This window comes from Shewanella bicestrii (genome assembly GCF_002216875.1).
Classification (GTDB): domain Bacteria; phylum Pseudomonadota; class Gammaproteobacteria; order Enterobacterales; family Shewanellaceae; genus Shewanella; species Shewanella seohaensis.
Map to the genome: position 1 here is coordinate 1,275,968 of NZ_CP022358.1, position 21,000 is coordinate 1,296,967.

Here is a 21,000-nt window from a genome sequence, read left to right on the forward strand (position 1 = left end):
ATGTAAAGACTTTCTATAGATATGCACCCGAACCACCCAAATTATCCTGAGATTAACTAAAGGTCAAACCAAAATTTTGCATAAAATATGGGTATTAATTCATGTTTTATACACAAAACATAATTACTTTACGTTAACGTTAACTGATTAAAGTGCTGTATAACATTATGAATAAAAAGAATTTTAAAAAATGAAAAACTTGTAAGTTACCAAAATGTAACATTGGCGCTGATTGTTTTTGATTTAGAAATAGTGATTTTTATTGCAAATACAGTGTTTGTATAAAAATATGAAGTAAGTGAATTGTTATTCCGTTTGGTTGTGAGTGCTATCACAGAATGTAAAGGCCCTGTGAGGGGCTGCTCAGGTTTTTAGCTTGGATATGGTGAATATTATGAGAGTTTGATTTACCGCCAAGAAAAGTGTGCTCGCTTTGTTTATCATGAGTTTTTTCATCTAAACACACGTCTTTACTCCTTCTTTTTTGTGATTTTATCTTGGTTAATTTTAATGAAACGACATGAAATTTGGCGGGCGAGCTAATGGGGCTCGATGCATACGTAAACACATTTGGTGCTGTTTGTAAGGCTAAATACGGTGAGCGATTACGCAAGCTCACCATAGATGCCAAATTCACTTGTCCTAACCGTGATGGCACGCTTGGACGTGGTGGTTGTACCTTTTGCAACGTGGCGTCCTTTAGTTATCAGCAAACGGAAACGCTCAGCATCAGTGAGCAGCTAGAACAAGGGAAAGCCCGTTATAAAGAGGCGAAACCCAAGCTGAATGCGGATAAGTTTATCGCTTATTTTCAGGCTTATACGAGCACTTATGATGAGTATCAAGTGCTGATGGCTAAATACGATGAGGCGGTCAAAGACAGTGAGATTGTGGGCCTGTGTGTTGGTACTCGTCCCGACTGTGTGCCAGATAATGTATTAGATTTATTAGCGAGTTATCAGCAAAAGGGCGTCGATGTCTGGTTGGAGCTTGGATTGCAAACCGCCAATGATAGGACTTTGCATAAGATTAACCGTGGGCACGATTTTGCCTGTTATTGCGATACCGTTTTGCGGGCGAGAAGTCGAGGATTAAAGGTGTGTACTCACCTTATCTTAGGTTTACCCGGTGAGACTCGTCTCGATTACATGGCGACCCTTCAGGCCGTGCTGGCGCAGGGCGTAGATGGTTTAAAGCTTCATCCATTACATGTGGTTGAGGGCAGTACTATGGAAAAAGCTTGGCGCGCAGGGCGCTTACCTTTGCTCAGTATTGAGGAGTATGCGGCTTGTGTCGGCGAACTGGTTCGGCATACACCGAAAGAGGTGATCTTTCATCGGGTGACCGCCTATGCGAAAAAACCGATACTGCTGGCACCCGATTGGTGTGGTTATCGTTGGAATGGCTTAGTGGCGATTATTGAGGATCTTGCGAGTAAGGGTGGACAAGGGGCGGCATTAGCGCGACCATAATGTCCATATTTGCTGAATGGATTCATTTGGTAATTTTTTATCGCTAATAGTATTTGATATAGTTGATTTTTTGTTAATAAAAACATCTTTTGACCACAAATGCTGCTATAAGTTGCGCTGACAATTTTAGTGGGTATCATGTCATAAATTTGTTTTAAGCATTGGACTACTTAAGGGAGGCCTAGATGGCCACAGTTGAATTAGAGACAATTCTAGATCTCAATACGTTAGAACAGTATTGCAGCGCGATTGGTGCCGGTACTTTGCTAAAGAGCGTGGTGTTATTTGAGCAATTAATGCCTGAATATGTTGGGAATCTAGTAAAGGCTAACGAAGCTGCTGACAAGGACACTTTATGTTCAGAGGCCCACAAATTTAAAGGTGCAGCGGGTTCAGTTGGTTTAAAACGTATTCTGCAAATTGCCCAATTACTCCAGCATGGCGAAGAAGCGCGTTGGGAAGTTGAACATGCAACTTGGGTCGCGCAAATTGTTGAATTTGCGAGTGCCGATCTGCAGCAATTAAAGCAATTCTTACAGGCTAAAGCCTAGTTTGGTTTGCGAGGTGCGGCGTAAAGGTTGCACCTCGATAACTTCTTCCTTCCCGTTTTATCCCCCCTTTTGCTTTTCCCTCCTGTATTCTGAGTTGCCTCAAGCGTTTTACCTTGATTGAAAATCGATTTTGCTCACACTATTGAGTAATTTAGCCGCGTTTTAGTTGATAACTTATGATAGAGTTGATTAAATTTATTAATTCATAACCGTAGTGGCAATCGATAAAATGAAAAATTTACCTAGCCTTAAGAATCTATATTACTTGGTGAATCTTCATCAAGAGCAGAATTTTAATCGCGCCGCTAAGGTGTGTTTTGTGAGCCAATCAACGCTGTCGAGCGGGATCCAGAATCTTGAAGAACAGCTTGGCCATCAATTAATTGAACGTGATCATAAATCCTTTATGTTCACCGCTATCGGCGAAGAAGTGGTGCAGCGTTCACGCAAAATACTCACGGATGTGGATGATTTAGTCGAACTGGTTAAAAACCAGGGCGAACCCATGACTGGGGATATCCGCTTAGGCTGTATTCCAACGATAGCGCCATTTTTATTAAGCCGCGTGGTTAAGCAATGTCAGCAAGCTTATCCGGCGATGAGTTTATTACTCAAAGAGGATACTACTGAGCGTTTGCTCGATGCCTTAGGCAAAGGGGAATTGGATTTACTGATCCTCGCCTTGCCCGTGGATACCAGTGGTTACCACAGCATGAAAGTCGGGATAGACCCCTTTAAGATGGTGATCCATAAAGATTTAGTGGGTGGCATTCATCAACCTATCGATTATCAGACCTTGCCCGATGAGAGTATCTTCCTGCTGCAGAGTGAACACTGTATTACAGGGCATGCGATTACCGCTTGTCAGTTAGGTGACAGCGCTAAGGTGAATCCCTTTGCCGCAACCAGTCTGCACACTTTAGTGCAAATGGTGGATAGCAAGCTGGGCACAACCTTCTTACCGCAAATGGCGATTGATGCTGGCATCTTAAATGATACCGATCTGGTGGTGATGACTCCGCCAGGTGAAGCGCCTTACCGCGATATCGGCTTAGTTTGGCGACAAACAACCAGCCGGATTTTGACCTTCCGTACCTTAGGTTTGCTTATTCAAAAGCTGTTAACCAAAGAAATGGAATAATCGCTGTAAGTTAAAACTAGGATATTAGAGAGGGGAAACACCAAACACTTCAATCGAGTGTTGTTTCCCCTTTAGTTTGACTGGACCCAAATTAGTTAAGCGGTATTCGCTATTGGGATTATCGAGTCGGCCCGCCAATGCACCTGAAATCAACATGCGTTGCCCCAGTGGATTACACTGATCTTGAAGTCTGGCTAAGGTATTTAGTACATCACTAAAGAAGCTAATTTCTTGTTTTTGCACACCAACCACAGCAGCAACCACTTGTCCACAGTGGGCCGCAGCCTTAAATTTGGGCACAAAACCATAGTGCTCTTCAAAGTAACGTCGCTGCCAATTTAACTGCTGGCTAAATTCAAAATAGATATTCATGCAGCGGTCGTGCACCACGCCTTCTTCTAACGGCCAGTGGATCAATACGGCATCACCCATATAACGGTAAATTTCGGCTTCGTTATTAGTCACAGTATCGGATAACAGGCTAAAGCTGTCTTGAATGAGACGGCTAAAACGGTAATCCCCGAGGGATTCGGCGTGGGTTGTCGAGGCAACCATATCTAAATAAAGGAATAAACGCTGTTCGTACCTAGGTTTATGGTATTTACCTAAACCAATATTGAGCAGAATACGCGGCCCAACCAAGAGTGCCATTTGTTCGACAAAGGCTAAGCTGACCCGTACGACCACTAAATAGACGATGAGCGCTTGGAAGGACGGACTATAGAGAATATGCGCCGTGAGCATTTGCCTTAGGGTCGACATGTGATTCTCAATGGCCCACATATTCAAGAACTGGGTCATATAGGCTAAGGTCGTCGCCCCGAGTAGCAGGAACAAACCTTTAAAAATCACTGAGAATACATAGGGAAGACGATTGATGGCGCTGAAGTCGGCGATCAGGTTCGACATCCAATGTAGGCTGCCAAAAATGATGCCCATGTAGACGGCAAGCGTCGCGAGATCGGCCGAACCGACAGCCCATTGTGGTAACTCTGGCGACTGTGCATATCGGAAAAACACGAACGCAGCCATGGCTATCGCCCAAGCTAATATCGCAAAAAGAAGTTTTTTCGCTTGTCTACGTGCTCTCACAACGGGTTTTGTATCCGAATACGACCATATATTTCAGGATGCCGTAGTTTATAGAAAATCATCACTAGAGTGCCAGTGATATTTGTGATCTGGATCAATCCAACGCTATATAGCTACGAAAATTTAACCAAATACCTTATTTAATAGCATGGCGGTAAAAGCGGTCTTTAAATAGAAACCCCGTGGATTGGTCATTTTCAGGCTACCGTCCTCGGCAATGCTCTGGGTAAGCGCCTTACTGTTGGCGGCTTTAGGGCGCAGTTGCAACACTTCGCCATGCCTTGCGGTGAGTTTTTCCACTTTACCTAAGGCGATAAGTTCCATTATCTCCTCCCAATCCTGTTGCAGTAACCTTTGCTCTTGGAGATCGGGTTCCCACAATATGGGGGTGCCGACTCGACGATTTCCCACAGGAATATGCCGCTCGCCCTCAACGGGTACCCAGAGCACACGCTGTAACTTGTGACACACTAAGCTGTCTTGCCAAGTTAAGCCTTTGATATTGGTTAGCGGCGCCACACACACATAGGTGGTTTCCAGTGGTTTGCCTTTGCTATCGATGGGAATGGTTTTTAGCTCAACGCCGAGGTGGAGAAAATCCTGCTCGGGCTTTGAGCCGGCAGTTGCTCCTAACTCCATTTCAATGAGTTGTCCGACCCAGCCCTTATCTCGTTTCAGATCCTTAGGCACAGTAATCCCTCGGTGGGCTGCAATTTGGGCCAAAGAGATGCCGGCCATCATATTGGCACGTTCGAGCAGTTCGCTCAGATTTTGAGGAGGGATTATTGGTTTCATAGGGCGAATTTTACTGGAAAATAGGTGCTTAGCAACAGAGGTTAAAAATTAAGCACTCAAAAAAGCATAAGATTTTACTTACAGGGGAATCTGTAAGTATATGATTTTAATGTTAGTTGTTAGTTTGCATTCCAATACCTGCGAAAGTGTTCAAAGTTACTCTCGGTTTTCCCTTGCGTTTCTCACATATTTATCCACAGATATTATGGATAACTCACAATGCAGTAGGCTTTAACCGAATAAAAATCGTGAGTCAATTGCTAAAAGGGGCATTTTTCCACGGGAGTGTGGGTAATTTTGGGTGAGCTCTGTGTATAACATTTAGGTGTTACTCGGATGAAATCGCATAATTTGCATTAGGTTAAAAAGTGAGCTCATTAGTTTTTAAGTCACATATTTTTACACTGAATATTTGTAACTTAATGATTTTTAGTTTTTTATTTTATTTAAACAAGCTGACTGCCATGAATGATATTTGATGTTTTTTGAACGATATACCTAGTTTACCCTAGTTTCAAACAGAGATATCCACAGAAAATGTGGATATCCCCAAGGTTGAAACTCTTAGATTGTTGATAAAGTAGTAAGTTGAGGGTATTTATCCAAAAAATAGCTGTAAATAGAGGTTTGCTGAGAGACTGGCTTTGTGAAACAATCGGTTTATTAAAAGTTATCCTTATTTGGAGTCCATGTGATTGATAGCGACGGCTTTCGCGCAAATGTGGGCATAATAATTTGTAATAGATACGGCCAAGTCATGTGGGCCAGACGATTCGGACAACATTCATGGCAATTTCCTCAGGGCGGCGTCGATGATGGTGAGACGGCCGAAGAGGCGATGTACCGTGAATTGTATGAGGAAGTAGGCTTAAGACCTGAGCATGTCACTATATTAACCTCGACCCGTTCTTGGTTGAGATATCGTTTACCTAAACGTTTAGTGAGACAGGACAGCAAGCCTGTGTGTATCGGCCAAAAACAAAAGTGGTTTCTGTTACAACTCAAAAGCCAAGATAGTGCGATTAATTTAAGTTCTTCAGGCCACCCTGAGTTTGACGATTGGCGTTGGGTAAGTTATTGGTATCCTGTGCGGCAAGTTGTCTCATTTAAGCGTGATGTTTATCGTAAGGTCATGAAAGAATTTGCGGTAACGGCATTGTCATTCCAAACCCAGGAAATTCCGAGGAAGCGGGTAAGACAAAGAACAACGGGCTGATTTTCAAAAGAGGATTGAAAACAGTGTTAAATACGCTCAGGGATATTACTCAAGCTGTGGCGTCCGCCCACAGCTTAGAAACCGCATTAGAAGTCCTAGTTTCATCGACCAAAGCGGCGATGGAAACCCAATGTTGCTCGGTCTACATCTTAGATCAGCAAGAACTCGTATTATCAGCCACCGATGGCCTCGAAAAGAGTGCCGTTGGGCGCGTGCGCATGCCGTTAACCCAAGGCTTGGTTGGCTTGGCTGCTGAACGCGAAGAAGCCGTAAACCTCGCCGATGCGCGTTTGCATCCACGCTTTAAACTCTTCCCCGAAGTCGCTGAAGAAGAATACCGTGCCTTTTTAGCCGTCCCCATTATTTATCAAAAAGCCGTAGTTGGCGTGATTGTGGTGCAGCAGGCCAGCGCGCGGCAGTTTAGCGAAGGGGAAGAAGCCTTCTTAATGACCTTGGCCGCGCAGCTCGCGATGGCGATTAGAGGATTAAAGCAAAAGGCACAAGTCAGTTCGCTGCATCAACAGATTTTATTCCAGGGCACCTCAGCATCAAGCGGTATCGCTATTGCCCATGCCTTAGTGCTCGGTGGCGAAATTTCCCTCGAGCAGCCCGATGTACGCTGCGAGGATATTGCCCTCGAATCCAGCCGATTAGTGGCGGCAATGGGGCGTTGTAAAGAGGCAATCGGCGCCTTATCTCAACGTTTCGACCGTGAGCAGGATGAAGAAGTAGCCTCGATATTCAATGCCTTGCAGCTGCTGCTTGATGATGCCAGCTTAGGTGGTGAATATGCCCGTGAAGTGCAGCAGGGCTGGGAAGCCGAATCGGCGGTCAGCCGAGTTTCGCTGCGTTATATTCAACAGTTTTTAGCGATGGAAGATCCCTACCTGAAGGAGCGGGCGAGTGATATTCGTGACCTTGGGCAAAAGGTATTAAGGCAGTTAATCGAACCCGAGCGTTTAGAGCTTGAACCCGATAAGCCGGTGATTCTCGTTACCCGTGAAGCGGATGCCACATTGCTGGCGGAATTCCCTCGACAAAAATTAGCCGGTATTGTCACTGAACTGGGGGGTGTTAACTCCCATGCGGCCATTTTAGCGCGCGCACTGGGCGTACCCGCCATTACCGGCGTTGAGCAGTTGTTGTCGGCCGATATTGACCAGAAGCTGTTAGTGGTCAATGCCAGCCGTGGGCAATTGATGGTGTCGCCATCGCCCGCCATTGTGAGCGAATATCGCAGTTTGATTTCGGCGCAAAAGGCGTTGCAACGCCAATACGCGCAGGAGTTAGCCCTGCCGTCGGTCATGCTCGATGGTACGCGTATTCGTTTATATCTTAACGCTGGCTTACTCAGTGGTGTCGCCTCTGAAATCGCCGAAGGCGCCGATGGTATCGGGCTCTATCGCACCGAAATTCCCTTTATGCTACAGCAGCGTTTTCCGAGTGAGTCCGAGCAGGTAAAAGTCTATCAACAGGTGTTATCGGCGGCATCGGGTCGCCCTGTGGTGATGCGTACCTTAGACGTGGGGGGCGATAAGCCGCTGCCTTATTTCCCGATCAAAGAAGATAACCCCTTCCTAGGCTGGCGCGGTATCCGCTTATCATTGGATCATCCCGAGCTGTTCCTCGTACAGCTAAGAGCGATGTTGCAAGCAGGCGGAGAGGGCAAACAGCTCAGTATTTTACTGCCAATGGTCAGTAACTTAGATGAAATTGATCAATCCTTGGCCTATTTAGAACAGGCTTACGTTGAACTCAAGAACGATGTGAACAGCCAAATTGAAATGCCGCGCATTGGCATTATGCTCGAAGTTCCTGCGCTGTTATATCAGTTGGATGAAGTCGCAAAACGCGTCGATTTTGTGTCGGTCGGTAGTAACGATTTGACCCAATATTTACTCGCGGTGGACCGTAACAACCCAAGGGTGAGTTCCCTGTTTGATAGTTATCACCCAGGCATTCTTCGGGCGCTGCATCAGGCTCGGCTCGATTGTGACTACCATGAACTCGATATTAGTATCTGTGGCGAGCTGGCGGGGGAACCCATGGGGGCGATTCTGTTGGTGGCGATGGGATACCAGCATTTGAGTATGAACCAAGGCAGTTTAGCCCGGATAAATTATCTGCTGCGCCGTGTGTCCCGCGCCGATTTGACGCAACTCTTGTCGCAGGCCTTGAGCCTATCAAACGGTTTTCAAGTGCGTGAGTTGGTTAAAGAATATTTAACACAGCAGGGATTGGCCACAATTCTTAATTAACTAATCGCGCCTTTTGCTTTAAGCTAAGGCTTCACTTAATCACGCTGTAGGTACCCGTGTGGATAGTTTGCTGTCGGTGTTCTTTATTTGCTTGGCTTTAGGCGCGTTTGTCGGTTTTATGGCGGGGTTATTGGGCATTGGTGGTGGCTTAATTGTCGTGCCCGCACTGCTTTATATCTTACCTTCTGTCGGTATCACTTCGGCTCAGTTACCCCATATTGCGATTGCCACATCCCTTGCGGCGATTATTTTAACCTCGATTTCTTCTGCAAGAGCGCACCATAAACGCGGTAATGTGCCCTGGGGATTGTTTCGAACCATGTTCCCGGGGATTATTCTCGGCGCCTTGATGTCCGGCTTTATTGCCGAACAAATCCCTGCGGCGACCCTCAGACAAGGGTTTGCGGTATTTGTGATGTTAATGGCGATTCAAATGGCTTATCCCTTTAAAACCGAATCGAATCGAGAACTACCAAACTCGATGATTTTGTTTGTGGTGGCCGTGATTGTTGCCGCTATTGCAGGATTAATGGGAATTGGCGGCGGCGTCTTGTTAGTACCATTTTTAACCTATTTTGGTTTGCAGATGCGCCTAGCTGTGGGATTTTCCGCCGCGACCGGATTATTAATCTCCTTGTCGGGCAGCTTAGGGTATATAATCGCGGGCTTTAACGCGCCGGATCTCCCCGAGGGAACCTTAGGGTATATCTATTTACCTGCGCTATTTGGCTTAATAATAACCTCAATTTTAATGGCTCCAGTAGGCGTTAAGGCGGCAAGCACTTGGCCTACCTCGGTCCTTAAAAAAATATTTGCACTTTTACTCCTGTGTGTCGGTCTCAAATTAATTCTGAGCTGATTTTTAGTGTTTAGCCCTCGATTTGAGGCTGTTGATGGATAAGTTATGGCATTGAATTTTCCCAATATCGATCCTGTGATCGTGAAGTTTGGTCCCTTTGATATTTTTGGACAAACCTTTGAACCCGCCCTGCGTTGGTATGGATTTACTTACTTAGTTGGCTTTGTCGCCGCCATGTGGTTACTCAATCGCCAGGCCGACCGCTCCAATGGTTTATGGTCAAGAGAACAGGTTTCCGATTTACTGTTTTATGGCTTTTTAGGGGTGATTTTAGGTGGCCGCATCGGCTACGTGCTCTTCTATCATTTCGATTATTTCCTCGCTAGCCCAATGTATTTGTTTAAGATTTCAGAAGGTGGTATGTCTTTCCACGGCGGTCTAATGGGGGTCATTACCGCCATGATTTATATTGCCTGGAAGCAAAAGCGTACCTTCTTTGCGGTCGCAGATATGGTGGCACCGGTTGTACCTATTGGTTTAGGTGCGGGCCGTATCGGTAACTTTATCAATGGTGAGTTATGGGGCCGAGTCACCGATGTCCCTTGGGCCATGGTGTTCCCAAGTGGTGGACCAGAACCTCGTCATCCATCACAACTCTATCAATTCGCCCTTGAAGGGGTAGCCTTATTCCTGCTCCTCTATTGGTTCAGTAAACGAACGAAGAAAGTCGGTGCCGTGTCGGGCATGTTCTTACTCGGATACGGGATTTTCCGTATGATTGTTGAAACCGTAAGACAACCCGATGCGCAGTTAGGTCTCTATTGGGGCTTTATGACGATGGGGCAAATCTTGTCTGTGCCGATGGTCCTCTTCGGTTTATATCTCATTCTTCGTCCAGAGGGTAAGCAGTAATGCAACAGTATTTAGACTTGATGAAGCACATCTTAGCCGAAGGTGTGGATAAATCAGACCGCACAGGTACCGGTACTCGCTCGGTGTTTGGCTATCAAATGCGTTTCGATTTGAGTAAGGGCTTCCCCTTAGTGACCACCAAAAAGTGCCATATGCGCTCGATTATTCATGAGCTATTGTGGTTCCTGAAGGGCGATACCAATATTGCTTATCTGCGTGAGAATAAAGTCAGTATCTGGGACGAATGGGCCGATGAAAACGGCGATTTAGGCCCTGTCTATGGCGCGCAGTGGCGCAGCTGGCCGACCCAAAGTGGTGATGCTATCGACCAAATCGCTCTGGTGATCGCACAAATCAAATCTCAACCCGATTCTCGTCGTTTGATTGTTTCGGCGTGGAACGTGGGTGAACTGGATAAAATGGCATTGGCACCTTGTCATGCCTTTTTCCAATTCTATGTTGCCGATGGCAAATTATCCTGTCAGCTGTACCAGCGTAGCTGTGATGTGTTCTTAGGCTTGCCTTTCAATATCGCTAGTTATGCGCTGCTGACCATGATGGTGGCACAGCAATGTGATTTAGCTTTGGGTGACTTTGTGTGGACGGGTGGCGATACCCACTTGTACTCCAACCATATGGAACAAACGGCGTTGCAGTTAAGTCGCGAGCCAAGACCCTTACCCACCATGACAATCCTGCGTAAACCCGCTTCTATTTTCGATTATCAATTCGAAGATTTCGAGCTAACTCACTACGATCCACACCCGCATATCAAAGCGCCTGTCGCCGTTTGATGGCGAAATAATCGACTAATACCTCGGAATTGCCGAGGTATTTTGTCGAAACTATCGATTATACTTGTCAATTTTCTTCGTCTACACTCATTTCATTATGATTTTTTGGAGTGCAAGATGGAAAAAGCAATTAGAAATTTTCTGAGCCAGGAATCGGCTGGCGGCATCCTGTTATTGGTTGCTGTTGTCTTAGCTATGCTCATGGCCAATTCTCCTCTAGCGGGACTCTATCAAGGTTTTCTCGGAACTGAAGTACAAGTGCGTGTCGGCGCGCTCGATCTGCATAAGCCGCTATTGCTGTGGATTAACGATGGCCTGATGGCATTGTTTTTCTTACTGATCGGCTTAGAGGTAAAGCGTGAACTGTTAGAAGGCGCCTTATCCAGTGTGGCCCAGGCTTCACTGCCAACCTTTGCCGCGATAGGGGGGATGTTGGTGCCAGCAGGCATTTATCTGTTATTTAACTATGGCGATCCTGTGACCCAAGCGGGCTGGGCTATTCCTGCGGCCACCGATATTGCGTTTGCGTTAGGTATCATGGCGCTGTTAGGTAGCCGGGTGCCAGTGGCATTGAAGGTTTTCCTGTTGGCGCTGGCCATCATCGATGACTTAGGTGTGATTGTGATTATTGCGCTCTTCTACAGCAGCGATCTCTCAACCATTAGCTTAGTGATTGCCAGCATTGCGATTGTCGGTTTAGTCGCCTTAAACCGTAAAGGTGTGACCGCGTTAGCACCCTATGGCGTGTTGGGACTCGTACTGTGGGTCGCGGTATTGAAGTCTGGCGTCCACGCGACTTTGGCAGGTGTGATTATTGCCTTCTGTATCCCACTGCGGGCAAAGGATGGCAGTTCACCCTCTGAGCATTTAGAGCATAGCCTGCACCCTTGGAGCACTTTCCTTATCTTGCCAGTCTTTGCCTTTGCAAATGCGGGTGTGGCCATAGGTAACATGAGTTTGGATACCCTGATTTCCCCTGTACCAGTCGGGATTGCATTGGGACTCATGTTAGGTAAGCCGATTGGTGTAATGTTGTTTAGTTATGTGGCCGTCAAACTGAAGTTGGCGCAATTACCCGATGGGATTGGTTGGAAGCAGATTGCGCCTGTGGCGGCAATGTGTGGTATTGGTTTTACGATGTCGATGTTTATTGCTTCGCTGGCATTTGAGCAAGCAGACCCTATGTACGGCGACTTAGCGCGTCTTGGCACCTTGATAGGCTCAATTCTGGCGGCCTTGATCGGGTATTTCTGGTTATCAAAAGTGTTACCTAAAAAAGGAGTATAACTATGATAAATATGAAATTAGTAGGAGTGGCAGCACTGTTAACACTTTCTTCAAGCGCAATGGCTTCGCAGATTGATGCCTGTAACAAGGATGTCGCATCACAAACCTGTCAAAGCTACCTTGAGGGCATAGTCGATGGCGCGTTAATGTTTAAATCTGAGGCATTAGGTGCACGGCTTGAAACCAATGGCTATGAGTCTAGGGCGCTCAAGTACCGCGGCGGTAAACGTTTCCAAGAGGCGAATCGCACTTATTGCGCCAATCGTATTCCGGATAGAGACAGTTTAGTCTCTGGCGTAACGGAAGCGGTTAGCACGGGTACCGCAGCCGATTTAGAACAGCTGCAGGGAATTGTGGTTAACTTATTGGATTGTCAGCGTTTAAAATAGCGCTATTGACTCATCATTTGCTAAGCTGAGTCACTGCGATCCGACATGCCGCAGCCCTTGAGGCTGCGGTATCCATCAGAGGAAGCTTATTGGCGATGCTGCATCTTAATTACAACCATCTTTATTATTTCTGGATGATCAAGAAGAAGGGCTCTGTGGCCAAGGCGGCCGAAGCCCTTTGTCTGACACCTCAAACCATCACGGGGCAAATTCGCGCCCTTGAAGATCGCCTTAACGGCAGCCTATTCAAACGTGTCGGACGCAATTTAGAGGCGACAGAGCTCGGTGAGTTGGTATTTCGCTACGCCGATAAGATGTTTTCCCTCAGTTATGAGATGCTTGATTTACTGAACTATCAAAAAGATGATGCCATTTTATTTGAAGTGGGTATTGCCGATGCCTTGTCTAAAGCCTTGGCGAGTCGCGTATTACTTTCTGTGGTGCCCAATGACGGCTCTATGCATCTTGCTTGTTATGAAGCGACCCACGAAAGTTTAATGACCCGTTTACGCGAGCATAAACTGGATATGATCCTCTCGGACTGTGCAGGTGAGTCATTGAAATATCCTGAGATTTTATCGAAAAAACTGGGTGAGTGTGGCGTGAGCTTTTTCTCCGCTGAAACCTACAGCGCCGATTTCCCTGCCTGTTTAGAACAAGCTCAATTGCTGATCCCCGGCCGTAGAACATCGCTTGGGCAACAATTATACCGTTGGTTCGATGAACAAAATCTTAAGGTGAGCATCCTAGGTGAGTTTGACGATGCGGCGATGATGAAGGCCTTTGGCTACCTGAAACGCGGGATCTTCGTTACGCCATCAGTTTACCCTCAAGAGGTGATTTCCCATGGCATGCATCTCCTAGGTGAAACCTTAGATGTGAAGGAGGAATACCATGTGATGTTTGCCGAGCGGATGATCCAACATCCCGCGGTGAAACGTTTATTAGAGACGGATTTCAGTGATTTATTTGCCGGATTAGACAGCCAAGTTCAGCGGTGTTAAACCGAGTTTCAATACGGCTTGCATCGACACTCTACGGCGTGAACTGGTAAACTAAGGCGAAATTTGTTTTGGGAGAATTAACTTGGAGTTAATGAACATTGCACGGGTCCGCTGGGCATGTCGCCGCGGAATGCTCGAATTGGACGTCTTGTTCCAGCCTTTCGTCGAAAATGTTTATCAGGATTTGTCGGATGACGACAAGGCCCTGTTTATTCGTTTACTCGAGTGTGAAGACCCTGAATTATTTGCCTGGTTTATGGGTCATGAAGCCTGTCCCGATGCAGAGCTTGCCCGCATGGTAGTGCAAGTCCGTGGCAGAGCGGCGCCATAGTTTTAGCGTAAAAGCCTCTCGCGACCAGCGACTCTCGTTGGTCGTTTTTGTTTGTGTCTGCAGTACCTCTTTACTTATCTGGCCTGAAACGGACGTCGTATTTTGGCGTGTGCTTAAGTTGATATTCGCCGTTTTAATCCTCGGATTCTTAGGCTATCAGTTATGGCGACTGAGGACTTGGCATTGTCGTTTTGAGCTGAATGGAAAAGGGGAAGGCTGGCTCTCAACAGGGGAGGCGTTTCATGTTCTCCCCAGAACTTGGGTAACGCCCTTTGTTTGCTTGGTTTATTATCAGTCCGCCGATAAGTTGCATCTCTTGCCCCTTTGGGCCGATATGTTTAGCGATAGGGAGTACCGCCACTTATGCCGACTGTTACTTAAGGTTAAAACTCAGGCGACGAGCCTGCGCGAATCTCTTTAATTCATATCTAGCATGTTTCCTTCAGCCTAAATAAAACGGGCTAAATCTGAGTAGATTTAGCCCGTTAAAAGTGTCCCTAAAGCAACTCGGTTATTTTTCTGGTTGCAGAATCGTTGGTTGCGGTGAGTCAACTTTCTCTGGATGGTCGATATTGTAGTGCAGACCACGGCTCTCTTTACGATCCATAGCACAGCGGATAATCAGCTCCGCCACTTGCACTAAGTTACGCAGTTCCAGCAGGTTATTGCTGACTCTGAAGTTGCTGTAATACTCTTGGATTTCCTGTTGCAACATCAGGCAGCGGCGCAATGCACGCTCCAAGCGTTTATCCGAGCGGACGATCCCCACATAGTCCCACATAAAGAGGCGCAGTTCGTGCCAGTTGTGGGCAATCACCACTTCTTCATCGGAGTTGGATACTTTACTCTCGTCCCACGCCGGAATTTGCCCCGGTAATGGAATTTTGTGCATTTGGCTCTCAATATCCTGCGATGCAGCGCGGGCAAATACCAAGCACTCGAGCAGCGAGTTACTCGCCAGGCGGTTCGCACCATGTAAGCCGGTATAGGCCACTTCGCCGATGGCATAGAGACCGTTGAGGTCGGTTTGGCCATGCAAGTCCGTCATTACACCACCACAGGTATAGTGGGCGGCAGGCACCACAGGAATAGCATCCTTAGTGATATCAATGCCCAGTTCCAAACAGCGACTGTAAATTGTTGGGAAGTGCTTGATGATAAAGTCGCTGTCTTTATGGCTGATGTCTAAGTAGACACAATCGGCACCTAAACGCTTCATCTCATAGTCGATGGCGCGGGCTACGATATCGCGGGGCGCGAGTTCGGCACGCTCGTCAAAGTCAGGCATAAAGCGGCTGCCATCGGGGCGACGTAAATAAGCTCCTTCACCGCGCAGGGCTTCGGTCAGTAGGAAGTTACGCGCATCAGCATGGTAAAGGCAGGTCGGATGGAATTGATTAAATTCCATATTGGCTACGCGGCAACCTGCACGCCACGCCATGGCAATACCATCACCACTCGCCACATCGGGGTTTGAGGTGTATTGGTAGACCTTAGAGCTACCGCCCGTGGCTAATGCGACAAATTTTGCCTTAATGGTTTCGACCTGCTCGGCATTACGGTTCCACACATAAGCGCCTAATACGCGATTGCCAGGGCGATTTAATTTACGGGTGGTGATAAGGTCGATGGCGTTGTAACGTTCTAAAACTTGAATATTGGGGTGGGCGAGGGCGCGTTCTTGTAGCGTGGTTTGCACTTCTTTGCCCGTCGCATCTGCGGCATGCAGAATGCGTCTATGGCTGTGACCGCCTTCGCGGGTCAAATGATAAGGTGCGTCTTTGGCATTATCGCCAGCGGTTTCTTCTTTATCGAATGCCACGCCACATTCAATTAACCATTGCATGGCGCTCTTGGCGTTTTCAGCGGTAAAAGTTACCACTTCTTTATCGCACAAGCCGGCACCGGCCACTAACGTATCGGCCACATGGGATTCGATGGTGTCACTTTCATCGAACACGGAGGCGATACCGCCTTGGGCGTAGTATGTCGACCCTTCCGAAAGTGGGCCTTTTGAGAGCAGAATTACGTTTGCTTTTTCAGCAAGATGCAAAGCTAGTGTCAGACCTGCGGCACCGCTACCTATGACTAATATGTCAGATTGGTGTTCAACTACTTGTTTCATCGGGTATCATGCTATGACTGAGAGTGCCATCTATGGTAAACCAACTCACCGATTATGGGTACTTTCCTTTTAACCTTACTTTTTTTGTATAATTCTTAGAACTTTTTCAAAGCACGCTAGTCTACATAAGTGAATATGATTCGAGCGACTGAGAAATCAGCATTTTAGATTTGGGAGAAGTCGGCTCGGATGAGTGGACAAATAAGTGATCAACAATTAGTTGAGCGCGTACAACGGGGAGATAAAAACGCTTTTAACCTGTTGGTGCTTAAATATCAGAGTAAAGTAGTGAGCTTGATTTCACGCTATGTGCGTAACCAAGCCGACGTTACCGATGTGGCACAGGAAGCGTTTATCAAAGCTTATCGAGCTTTGCCAAACTTTCGCGGAGAAAGTGCGTTTTATACCTGGTTGTACCGCATAGCCGTAAACACGGCTAAGAATTACCTCGTGTCACAGGGGCGCAGAGCGCCTGCAAATGATGTGGATGCCGAGGATGCCGAATACTACGAAGGCAGTGATGCGCTAAAGGAGTTTGCCTCCCCAGAGCGACTAATGTTATCGGACGAAATCAAAAAAGTGGTTTTCGAGACGTTAGAAACCTTGCCGGAAGAATTACGTATGGCGATTTCGCTACGCGAACTCGATGGGATGAGTTACGAGGATATTGCCATCATCATGGATTGCCCCGTGGGGACTGTAAGATCTCGTATCTTCCGCGCCCGTGAAGCAATCGATAAAAAACTCCAGCCATTACTGGAAGAGTAACACCCTTAAATTTAGACAGGTGAACAATGGATAAATTAGGTCAAGAATGGGTATCTGCCGCTGTCGATGGAGAGACAGATCTGCAGACTATGGCAGAACTTGCTGCCGATACGCATTCACATAATAAATGGCGTAACTATCATGTGATAGGTGATGCTATGCGGGGTGAATTGCCCCAGGCTATGGCGTTAGACCTTTCCGCCAGTATTGCAGCTGCAATCGAACTTGAGCCTGCCATTGTCTCGCCTCAAGTGAGCGCACCTGAAGTTACAGAGGCTCCACAGCAAGTCGCCGTCAATGCTGGCCAAAGCCGCGTTGTGCCCTTATTCAAGCAGTTTGGTCAGTATGCGATTGCCGCTACTGTGGCCATGTTCGCCATCGTAGGCGTACAGAACTTTAACCAAACAGCTGATGATGCCGCATCGCCATCGCCTGTGCTCATTACCCGTCCCCTAGTTGGTAGTGCGTCGCCTGTGAGCTTGCAGACAGGTCCAGTGCAGCAAAACCAGAGCTACACTAATGACCAAATGAATGAGCAACGTCGCCGAATTAACACTTATATTCAGGACCATATGTTGCAACAACGATTGAATACGGGTGCCGTTGTAGAAGACAATAGCGAGGTTATCCCCGTTCCTGTCAATCAGTAGTAAGGAGTTAGCTTGCGTCTAATCCTGTTGGCTTTGTTAGCCTTGGTATTCCCTGCAGTGGCGCAGGAAGATATGCCTGCCAAAGTCTGGCTTGAGAAAATGAGCCAGGCTTTAAAAGAGAAAGAGTTTAAAGCATCGATTATACAACTTCAGGCCGACCATATTCGGCCTTTGGTTTATCTTCACGGTAAGGTGAATAATCAAGAAGTTGCGTTTCTTGAGTACCTCAATGGCCCGCCAAAAAATGCGGTCAGAGTGGGCAATCGAGTCACCTTTATCGAACACGATCAACCCGCCTATAGCATCCTTTCTAATCATATTCAGGGCGTATGGCCTGCGGCTTTCTCGTCAAAGATGAGTGATTTAGAAGTGGGTTATCAGTTTGTGCTCGGTGGTCGTACGCGTATTGCGGGACGTCCCGGTCAAATGATCCGTTTATTGCCAAATGATGAATACCGTTACGGTTTCCAAATTTGGCTGGATATGGACACCTATCTGCCCCTCAGATACGACATGCTGACTCAAGATAAACAATTACTTGAACAGCTGATGGTGATTGAGCTTATTGAGTTAAATGAACCGCCATCGATTTTACAGGAAGCCTATAAACAAGAATGGCCAGCGGTTATCGATCAGGCTGAACGCCAAGATGGACAAAATTGGCAGTTTTCTTGGTTACCAGCAGGATTTAGTGTTGTGGTGCGTGATCACCACCGTTTGATTGGCAGTCACGAGGCGGTTGAATATATTGCCTTAACCGATGGCTTAGCCAGTATTTCCGTCTATGTCGCACGAGCAGGTTCCACGCCATTACCCGAAGAGTTAATCACTCGTAATGGCTTGTCTTTGGTATCTGAAAAAGTGGGTAATGCTGAAGTTGTTGCCGTGGGTAAAGTGCCGACCGAAACCTTAGCCCGTATCGCAAAAAGTCTGATGTTAGAATAAGGCCTCCTATCATGATGGAAGAAGTTGCGCGGGTTATCGCCTGCGATAATCAAGGTTGGCTGACCGTCGAGGTTGAGCTTAAAAGTACTTGCAAGAGCTGCAGCAGTAGCGAGTCTTGTGGTACGTCGGCTGTGGCTCAGGCTTTTTCGGCAAAGACACAACAATTCTCCATTCAAAGTGAACGAAACTGCGAGGTTGGCGAACTGCTCAAGCTCGGTTTGCCTGAGAGCGTGATCCTGAAAGCGGCGGCCTTAGTTTATTTGATGCCGCTGCTTGGTTTATTTGCTGGCGCGGTATTTGGCCAGTTTTTCGCAGGTTTGTTGGAAATCAATTCGGATCTCAGTGCGATAGCCTTTGCAGCCTTAGGTGCGTTAACCGCTTGGTTCTTTGGAAAGCACAAGGCAAAACAACTCGAAGTCGATTCGCAACCTGTCATTTTGGCTTATTTAGGCTCAGGGATCAGTTTAGAAAAATTACCCGTTTAATTTCATGTTGTTATTGATTTTAATCTGGCAATAAACTTCCGCTGAGAGCCACATTTTCCGACTTAAAGAGAAGGATGAGTGAATCTGATTGGTATTGAAACCGCAATCAGGTACAATTTCGCACCTTTGAACCGTATCCATTTTTCAGTATTAGTCATAGCAGCATAATGAAACACATTAGAAACTTCTCAATTATTGCCCATATCGACCATGGTAAATCGACGCTATCAGATCGTCTGATTCAGGTTTGTGGCGGGTTAAGCGACCGTGAAATGGATGCGCAAGTTCTTGATTCTATGGATCTAGAGCGTGAGCGCGGTATCACGATTAAGGCCCAGAGCGTCACGTTGGAATACAAAGCCAAAAATGGCGAAACTTACCAACTTAACTTTATTGATACCCCTGGCCACGTTGACTTTTCCTATGAAGTATCTCGTTCATTAGCCGCCTGTGAGGGCGCGCTGCTCGTGGTGGATGCGGGGCAAGGCGTTGAAGCTCAGACGCTCGCGAACTGTTACACCGCGCTGGATATGAATCTGGACGTAGTTCCTATCCTAAACAAAATCGACTTACCTCAAGCCGATCCTGAACGCGTAGCCGCTGAGATTGAAGATATCGTGGGTATCGATGCGATGAACGCTGTGCGTTGCTCGGCCAAAACCGGTGTGGGTATTGACGAAGTATTAGAAGTCATCGTTGATCAAATTCCGCCGCCAGAAGGCGACCCAGAGGCGCCGCTACAAGCGCTGATCATCGACTCTTGGTTTGATAGCTACTTAGGCGTTGTTTCTCTCGTACGTATTAAAAACGGCGTGCTGAAGAAAGGTGACAAGTTTAAGGTGATGTCTACCGGACAAAACCACACCGCAGACCGCGTGGGTATTTTCACACCTAAACAAACCGATAAAACCGAGCTGAAAACCGGTGAAGTAGGTTTCGTTATCGCGGGTATTAAAGAAATTCACGGCGCACCAGTGGGTGATACCTTGACACTGGCTAAGCATGGCGCTGAAAAGCCATTACCCGGCTTTAAGAAAGTGAAGCCTCAGGTTTACGCTGGTGTGTTCCCAATTTCGACCGATGAATATGAAAACTTCCGCGATGCGCTGAACAAACTCAGCCTCAATGATGCGTCATTGTTCTTCGAACCTGAAAGCTCATCAGCCCTAGGTTTTGGTTTCCGTATTGGCTATTTAGGCCTGCTCCACATGGAAATCATTCAAGAACGTTTAGAGCGTGAATACGATCTTGACCTAATCACGACTGCACCTACCGTAGTGTATGAGGTGCTGTTGACCAGTGGTGAAACCATCTATGTTGATAACCCAGCAGACTTGCCAGCGATTAACAACATCGAAGAGATGCGTGAACCTATCGTTGAAGCTAACATTCTGGTGCCAAAAGAATACTTAGGTAACGTGATTACCCTGTGTATCGAAAAACGTGGTACCCAAGTGAACATGGTTTACCACGGTAATCAAGTGGCCGTGACTTACCACCTGCCAATGGCGGAAGTGGTGATGGACTTCTTCGACCGCTTAAAATCGACCAGCCGTGGTTATGCATCGTTAGAATACAACTTCATCCGCTTCGATCCTGCGGACATGGTGCGCTTAGACATTCTGATCAACGGCGACCGCGTAGACGCATTGGCGATGATTATTCACCGTTCAAACATTCGTCACCGTGGTTTAGCGCTGGTTGAGAAGATGAAGGAGCTGATCCCACGTCAGATGTTTGATATCGCGATTCAAGCCGCTGTTGGCAGCCAAATTATTGCCCGTTCTACCGTAAAAGCCCTACGTAAAGACGTAACGGCGAAGTGTTACGGTGGTGACGTTTCCCGTAAGAAGAAACTCTTGAATAAACAAAAAGAGGGTAAGAAACGGATGAAACAAGTGGGTAACGTTGAGGTGCCGCAAGAGGCGTTCTTAGCGGTACTTAAGCTAAACGAGTAACACTCGAGATAACACAATTTAGCTATTA

The 21,000-nt window shown here is 46.9% G+C and carries 21 protein-coding genes; 18 read left to right on the plus strand and 3 right to left on the minus strand.

From position 1 onward, the window contains the following. Nucleotides 1-542 precede the first annotated feature (542 nt). The 3 genes from CF168_RS05610 to oxyR all read left to right on the plus strand — a co-directional run bounded on the left by CF168_RS05610 (nt 543) and on the right by oxyR (nt 3,164). Nucleotides 543-1,472, plus strand: coding sequence for a TIGR01212 family radical SAM protein (locus CF168_RS05610; protein ID WP_089067258.1), 930 nt, complete (start codon nt 543-545; stop codon nt 1,470-1,472). A gap of 185 nt (nt 1,473-1,657) precedes the next feature. Next, nucleotides 1,658-2,023 carry an Hpt domain-containing protein gene (locus tag CF168_RS05615; protein ID WP_089067259.1) on the plus strand — a complete coding sequence of 122 codons (366 nt, stop codon included), beginning with the start codon at nt 1,658-1,660 and terminating at the stop codon, nt 2,021-2,023. A 229-nt stretch (nt 2,024-2,252) separates the two neighbouring features. Next, complete coding sequence (gene oxyR, locus CF168_RS05620; protein ID WP_089068908.1) at nt 2,253-3,164, plus strand: hydrogen peroxide-inducible genes transcriptional activator OxyR; 912 nt, start codon at nt 2,253-2,255, stop codon at nt 3,162-3,164. A gap of 24 nt (nt 3,165-3,188) precedes the next feature. Here oxyR and CF168_RS05625 read toward each other — a convergent pair whose 3' ends face one another. Next, a complete protein-coding gene (locus tag CF168_RS05625; RefSeq protein WP_041412723.1) occupies nt 3,189-4,256 on the minus strand; it encodes an adenylate/guanylate cyclase domain-containing protein in 1,068 nt (355 codons plus the stop codon). Between the two features lie 123 nt (nt 4,257-4,379). After that, nucleotides 4,380-5,051 (minus strand): DNA mismatch repair endonuclease MutH, encoded by a 672-nt coding sequence (gene mutH, locus CF168_RS05630; protein WP_089067260.1) that lies wholly within the window; start codon nt 5,049-5,051, stop codon nt 4,380-4,382. Nucleotides 5,052-5,742: 691 nt separating this feature from the next. On the opposite strand from mutH, the gene rppH reads away from it, so the two are divergent. The 10 genes from rppH (at nt 5,743) to CF168_RS05680 (ending at nt 14,462) form a co-directional block, all read left to right on the plus strand. Continuing rightward, nucleotides 5,743-6,267: an RNA pyrophosphohydrolase gene (rppH, locus tag CF168_RS05635; RefSeq protein WP_011623615.1), complete on the plus strand. Its 525-nt coding sequence runs from the start codon at nt 5,743-5,745 to the stop codon at nt 6,265-6,267. A gap of 23 nt (nt 6,268-6,290) precedes the next feature. After that, nucleotides 6,291-8,525, plus strand: a complete 2,235-nt coding sequence (gene ptsP / locus CF168_RS05640; protein ID WP_089067261.1) for a phosphoenolpyruvate--protein phosphotransferase — start codon at nt 6,291-6,293, stop codon at nt 8,523-8,525. Between the two features lie 58 nt (nt 8,526-8,583). Further along, nucleotides 8,584-9,384 carry a sulfite exporter TauE/SafE family protein gene (locus CF168_RS05645; RefSeq protein WP_086903298.1) on the plus strand — a complete coding sequence of 267 codons (801 nt, stop codon included), beginning with the start codon at nt 8,584-8,586 and terminating at the stop codon, nt 9,382-9,384. A 45-nt stretch (nt 9,385-9,429) separates the two neighbouring features. Then, nucleotides 9,430-10,236 carry a prolipoprotein diacylglyceryl transferase gene (gene lgt, locus CF168_RS05650; protein ID WP_089067262.1) on the plus strand — a complete coding sequence of 269 codons (807 nt, stop codon included), beginning with the start codon at nt 9,430-9,432 and terminating at the stop codon, nt 10,234-10,236. Then, the gene (gene thyA, locus CF168_RS05655) at nt 10,236-11,030 is read left to right on the plus strand and encodes a thymidylate synthase (protein ID WP_089067263.1); all 795 of its coding nucleotides are present in this window, start codon (nt 10,236-10,238) and stop codon (nt 11,028-11,030) included. Before lgt ends, thyA begins: the two co-directional genes overlap by 1 nt. Before the next feature lie 117 nt (nt 11,031-11,147). Continuing rightward, nucleotides 11,148-12,317 (plus strand): Na+/H+ antiporter NhaA, encoded by a 1,170-nt coding sequence (gene nhaA, locus CF168_RS05660; RefSeq protein WP_089067264.1) that lies wholly within the window; start codon nt 11,148-11,150, stop codon nt 12,315-12,317. A gap of 2 nt (nt 12,318-12,319) precedes the next feature. Then, nucleotides 12,320-12,706, plus strand: a complete 387-nt coding sequence (locus CF168_RS05665) for a hypothetical protein (protein WP_086903301.1) — start codon at nt 12,320-12,322, stop codon at nt 12,704-12,706. A gap of 95 nt (nt 12,707-12,801) precedes the next feature. Next, on the plus strand, nt 12,802-13,710 hold the full coding sequence (gene nhaR, locus CF168_RS05670) for a transcriptional activator NhaR (RefSeq protein ID WP_086903346.1): 909 nt from the start codon (nt 12,802-12,804) through the stop codon (nt 13,708-13,710). A gap of 82 nt (nt 13,711-13,792) precedes the next feature. Continuing rightward, nucleotides 13,793-14,041 carry a succinate dehydrogenase assembly factor 2 gene (locus CF168_RS05675; protein ID WP_084294861.1) on the plus strand — a complete coding sequence of 83 codons (249 nt, stop codon included), beginning with the start codon at nt 13,793-13,795 and terminating at the stop codon, nt 14,039-14,041. Further along, nucleotides 14,022-14,462, plus strand: a complete 441-nt coding sequence (locus tag CF168_RS05680; protein ID WP_167373572.1) for a protein YgfX — start codon at nt 14,022-14,024, stop codon at nt 14,460-14,462. The genes CF168_RS05675 and CF168_RS05680 overlap by 20 nt, the downstream gene beginning before the upstream one ends. 90 nt (nt 14,463-14,552) lie before the next feature. Here CF168_RS05680 and nadB read toward each other — a convergent pair whose 3' ends face one another. Next, on the minus strand, nt 14,553-16,166 hold the full coding sequence (gene nadB, locus CF168_RS05685) for an L-aspartate oxidase (RefSeq protein ID WP_086903302.1): 1,614 nt from the start codon (nt 16,164-16,166) through the stop codon (nt 14,553-14,555). Between the two features lie 189 nt (nt 16,167-16,355). On the opposite strand from nadB, the gene rpoE reads away from it, so the two are divergent. The 5 genes from rpoE (at nt 16,356) to lepA (ending at nt 20,972) form a co-directional block, all read left to right on the plus strand. Further along, the gene (gene rpoE, locus CF168_RS05690) at nt 16,356-16,934 is read left to right on the plus strand and encodes an RNA polymerase sigma factor RpoE (RefSeq protein ID WP_011623604.1); all 579 of its coding nucleotides are present in this window, start codon (nt 16,356-16,358) and stop codon (nt 16,932-16,934) included. Between the two features lie 26 nt (nt 16,935-16,960). After that, a complete protein-coding gene (locus tag CF168_RS05695; protein ID WP_086903303.1) occupies nt 16,961-17,584 on the plus strand; it encodes a sigma-E factor negative regulatory protein in 624 nt (207 codons plus the stop codon). Between the two features lie 12 nt (nt 17,585-17,596). Next, complete coding sequence (locus tag CF168_RS05700; RefSeq protein WP_011717876.1) at nt 17,597-18,529, plus strand: MucB/RseB C-terminal domain-containing protein; 933 nt, start codon at nt 17,597-17,599, stop codon at nt 18,527-18,529. 11 nt (nt 18,530-18,540) lie between these two features. Then, nucleotides 18,541-19,014 (plus strand): SoxR reducing system RseC family protein, encoded by a 474-nt coding sequence (locus CF168_RS05705; RefSeq protein WP_089067265.1) that lies wholly within the window; start codon nt 18,541-18,543, stop codon nt 19,012-19,014. Between the two features lie 167 nt (nt 19,015-19,181). Continuing rightward, entirely contained in the window at nt 19,182-20,972 is a 1,791-nt protein-coding gene (gene lepA / locus CF168_RS05710) for a translation elongation factor 4 (RefSeq protein ID WP_011717874.1), read from the plus strand. The last annotated feature ends 28 nt before the right edge of the window (nt 20,973-21,000 follow it).

What these genes read in the sequence shown, in the direction of transcription:
- CF168_RS05665 (WP_086903301.1), top strand. Translation starts at nt 12,320, where the DNA reads ATGATAAATATGAAATTAGTAGGAGTGGCAGCACTGTTAACACTTTCT.
- lepA (WP_011717874.1), top strand. Translation starts at nt 19,182, where the DNA reads ATGAAACACATTAGAAACTTCTCAATTATTGCCCATATCGACCATGGT.
- mutH (WP_089067260.1), bottom strand. Translation starts at nt 5,051, where the DNA reads ATGAAACCAATAATCCCTCCTCAAAATCTGAGCGAACTGCTCGAACGT.
- nhaA (WP_089067264.1), top strand. Translation starts at nt 11,148, where the DNA reads ATGGAAAAAGCAATTAGAAATTTTCTGAGCCAGGAATCGGCTGGCGGC.
- CF168_RS05610 (WP_089067258.1), top strand. Translation starts at nt 543, where the DNA reads ATGGGGCTCGATGCATACGTAAACACATTTGGTGCTGTTTGTAAGGCT.
- lgt (WP_089067262.1), top strand. Translation starts at nt 9,430, where the DNA reads ATGGCATTGAATTTTCCCAATATCGATCCTGTGATCGTGAAGTTTGGT.
- nadB (WP_086903302.1), bottom strand. Translation starts at nt 16,166, where the DNA reads ATGAAACAAGTAGTTGAACACCAATCTGACATATTAGTCATAGGTAGC.
- CF168_RS05695 (WP_086903303.1), top strand. Translation starts at nt 16,961, where the DNA reads ATGGATAAATTAGGTCAAGAATGGGTATCTGCCGCTGTCGATGGAGAG.
- oxyR (WP_089068908.1), top strand. Translation starts at nt 2,253, where the DNA reads ATGAAAAATTTACCTAGCCTTAAGAATCTATATTACTTGGTGAATCTT.
- CF168_RS05615 (WP_089067259.1), top strand. Translation starts at nt 1,658, where the DNA reads ATGGCCACAGTTGAATTAGAGACAATTCTAGATCTCAATACGTTAGAA.
- CF168_RS05705 (WP_089067265.1), top strand. Translation starts at nt 18,541, where the DNA reads ATGATGGAAGAAGTTGCGCGGGTTATCGCCTGCGATAATCAAGGTTGG.
- rpoE (WP_011623604.1), top strand. Translation starts at nt 16,356, where the DNA reads ATGAGTGGACAAATAAGTGATCAACAATTAGTTGAGCGCGTACAACGG.
- nhaR (WP_086903346.1), top strand. Translation starts at nt 12,802, where the DNA reads ATGCTGCATCTTAATTACAACCATCTTTATTATTTCTGGATGATCAAG.
- thyA (WP_089067263.1), top strand. Translation starts at nt 10,236, where the DNA reads ATGCAACAGTATTTAGACTTGATGAAGCACATCTTAGCCGAAGGTGTG.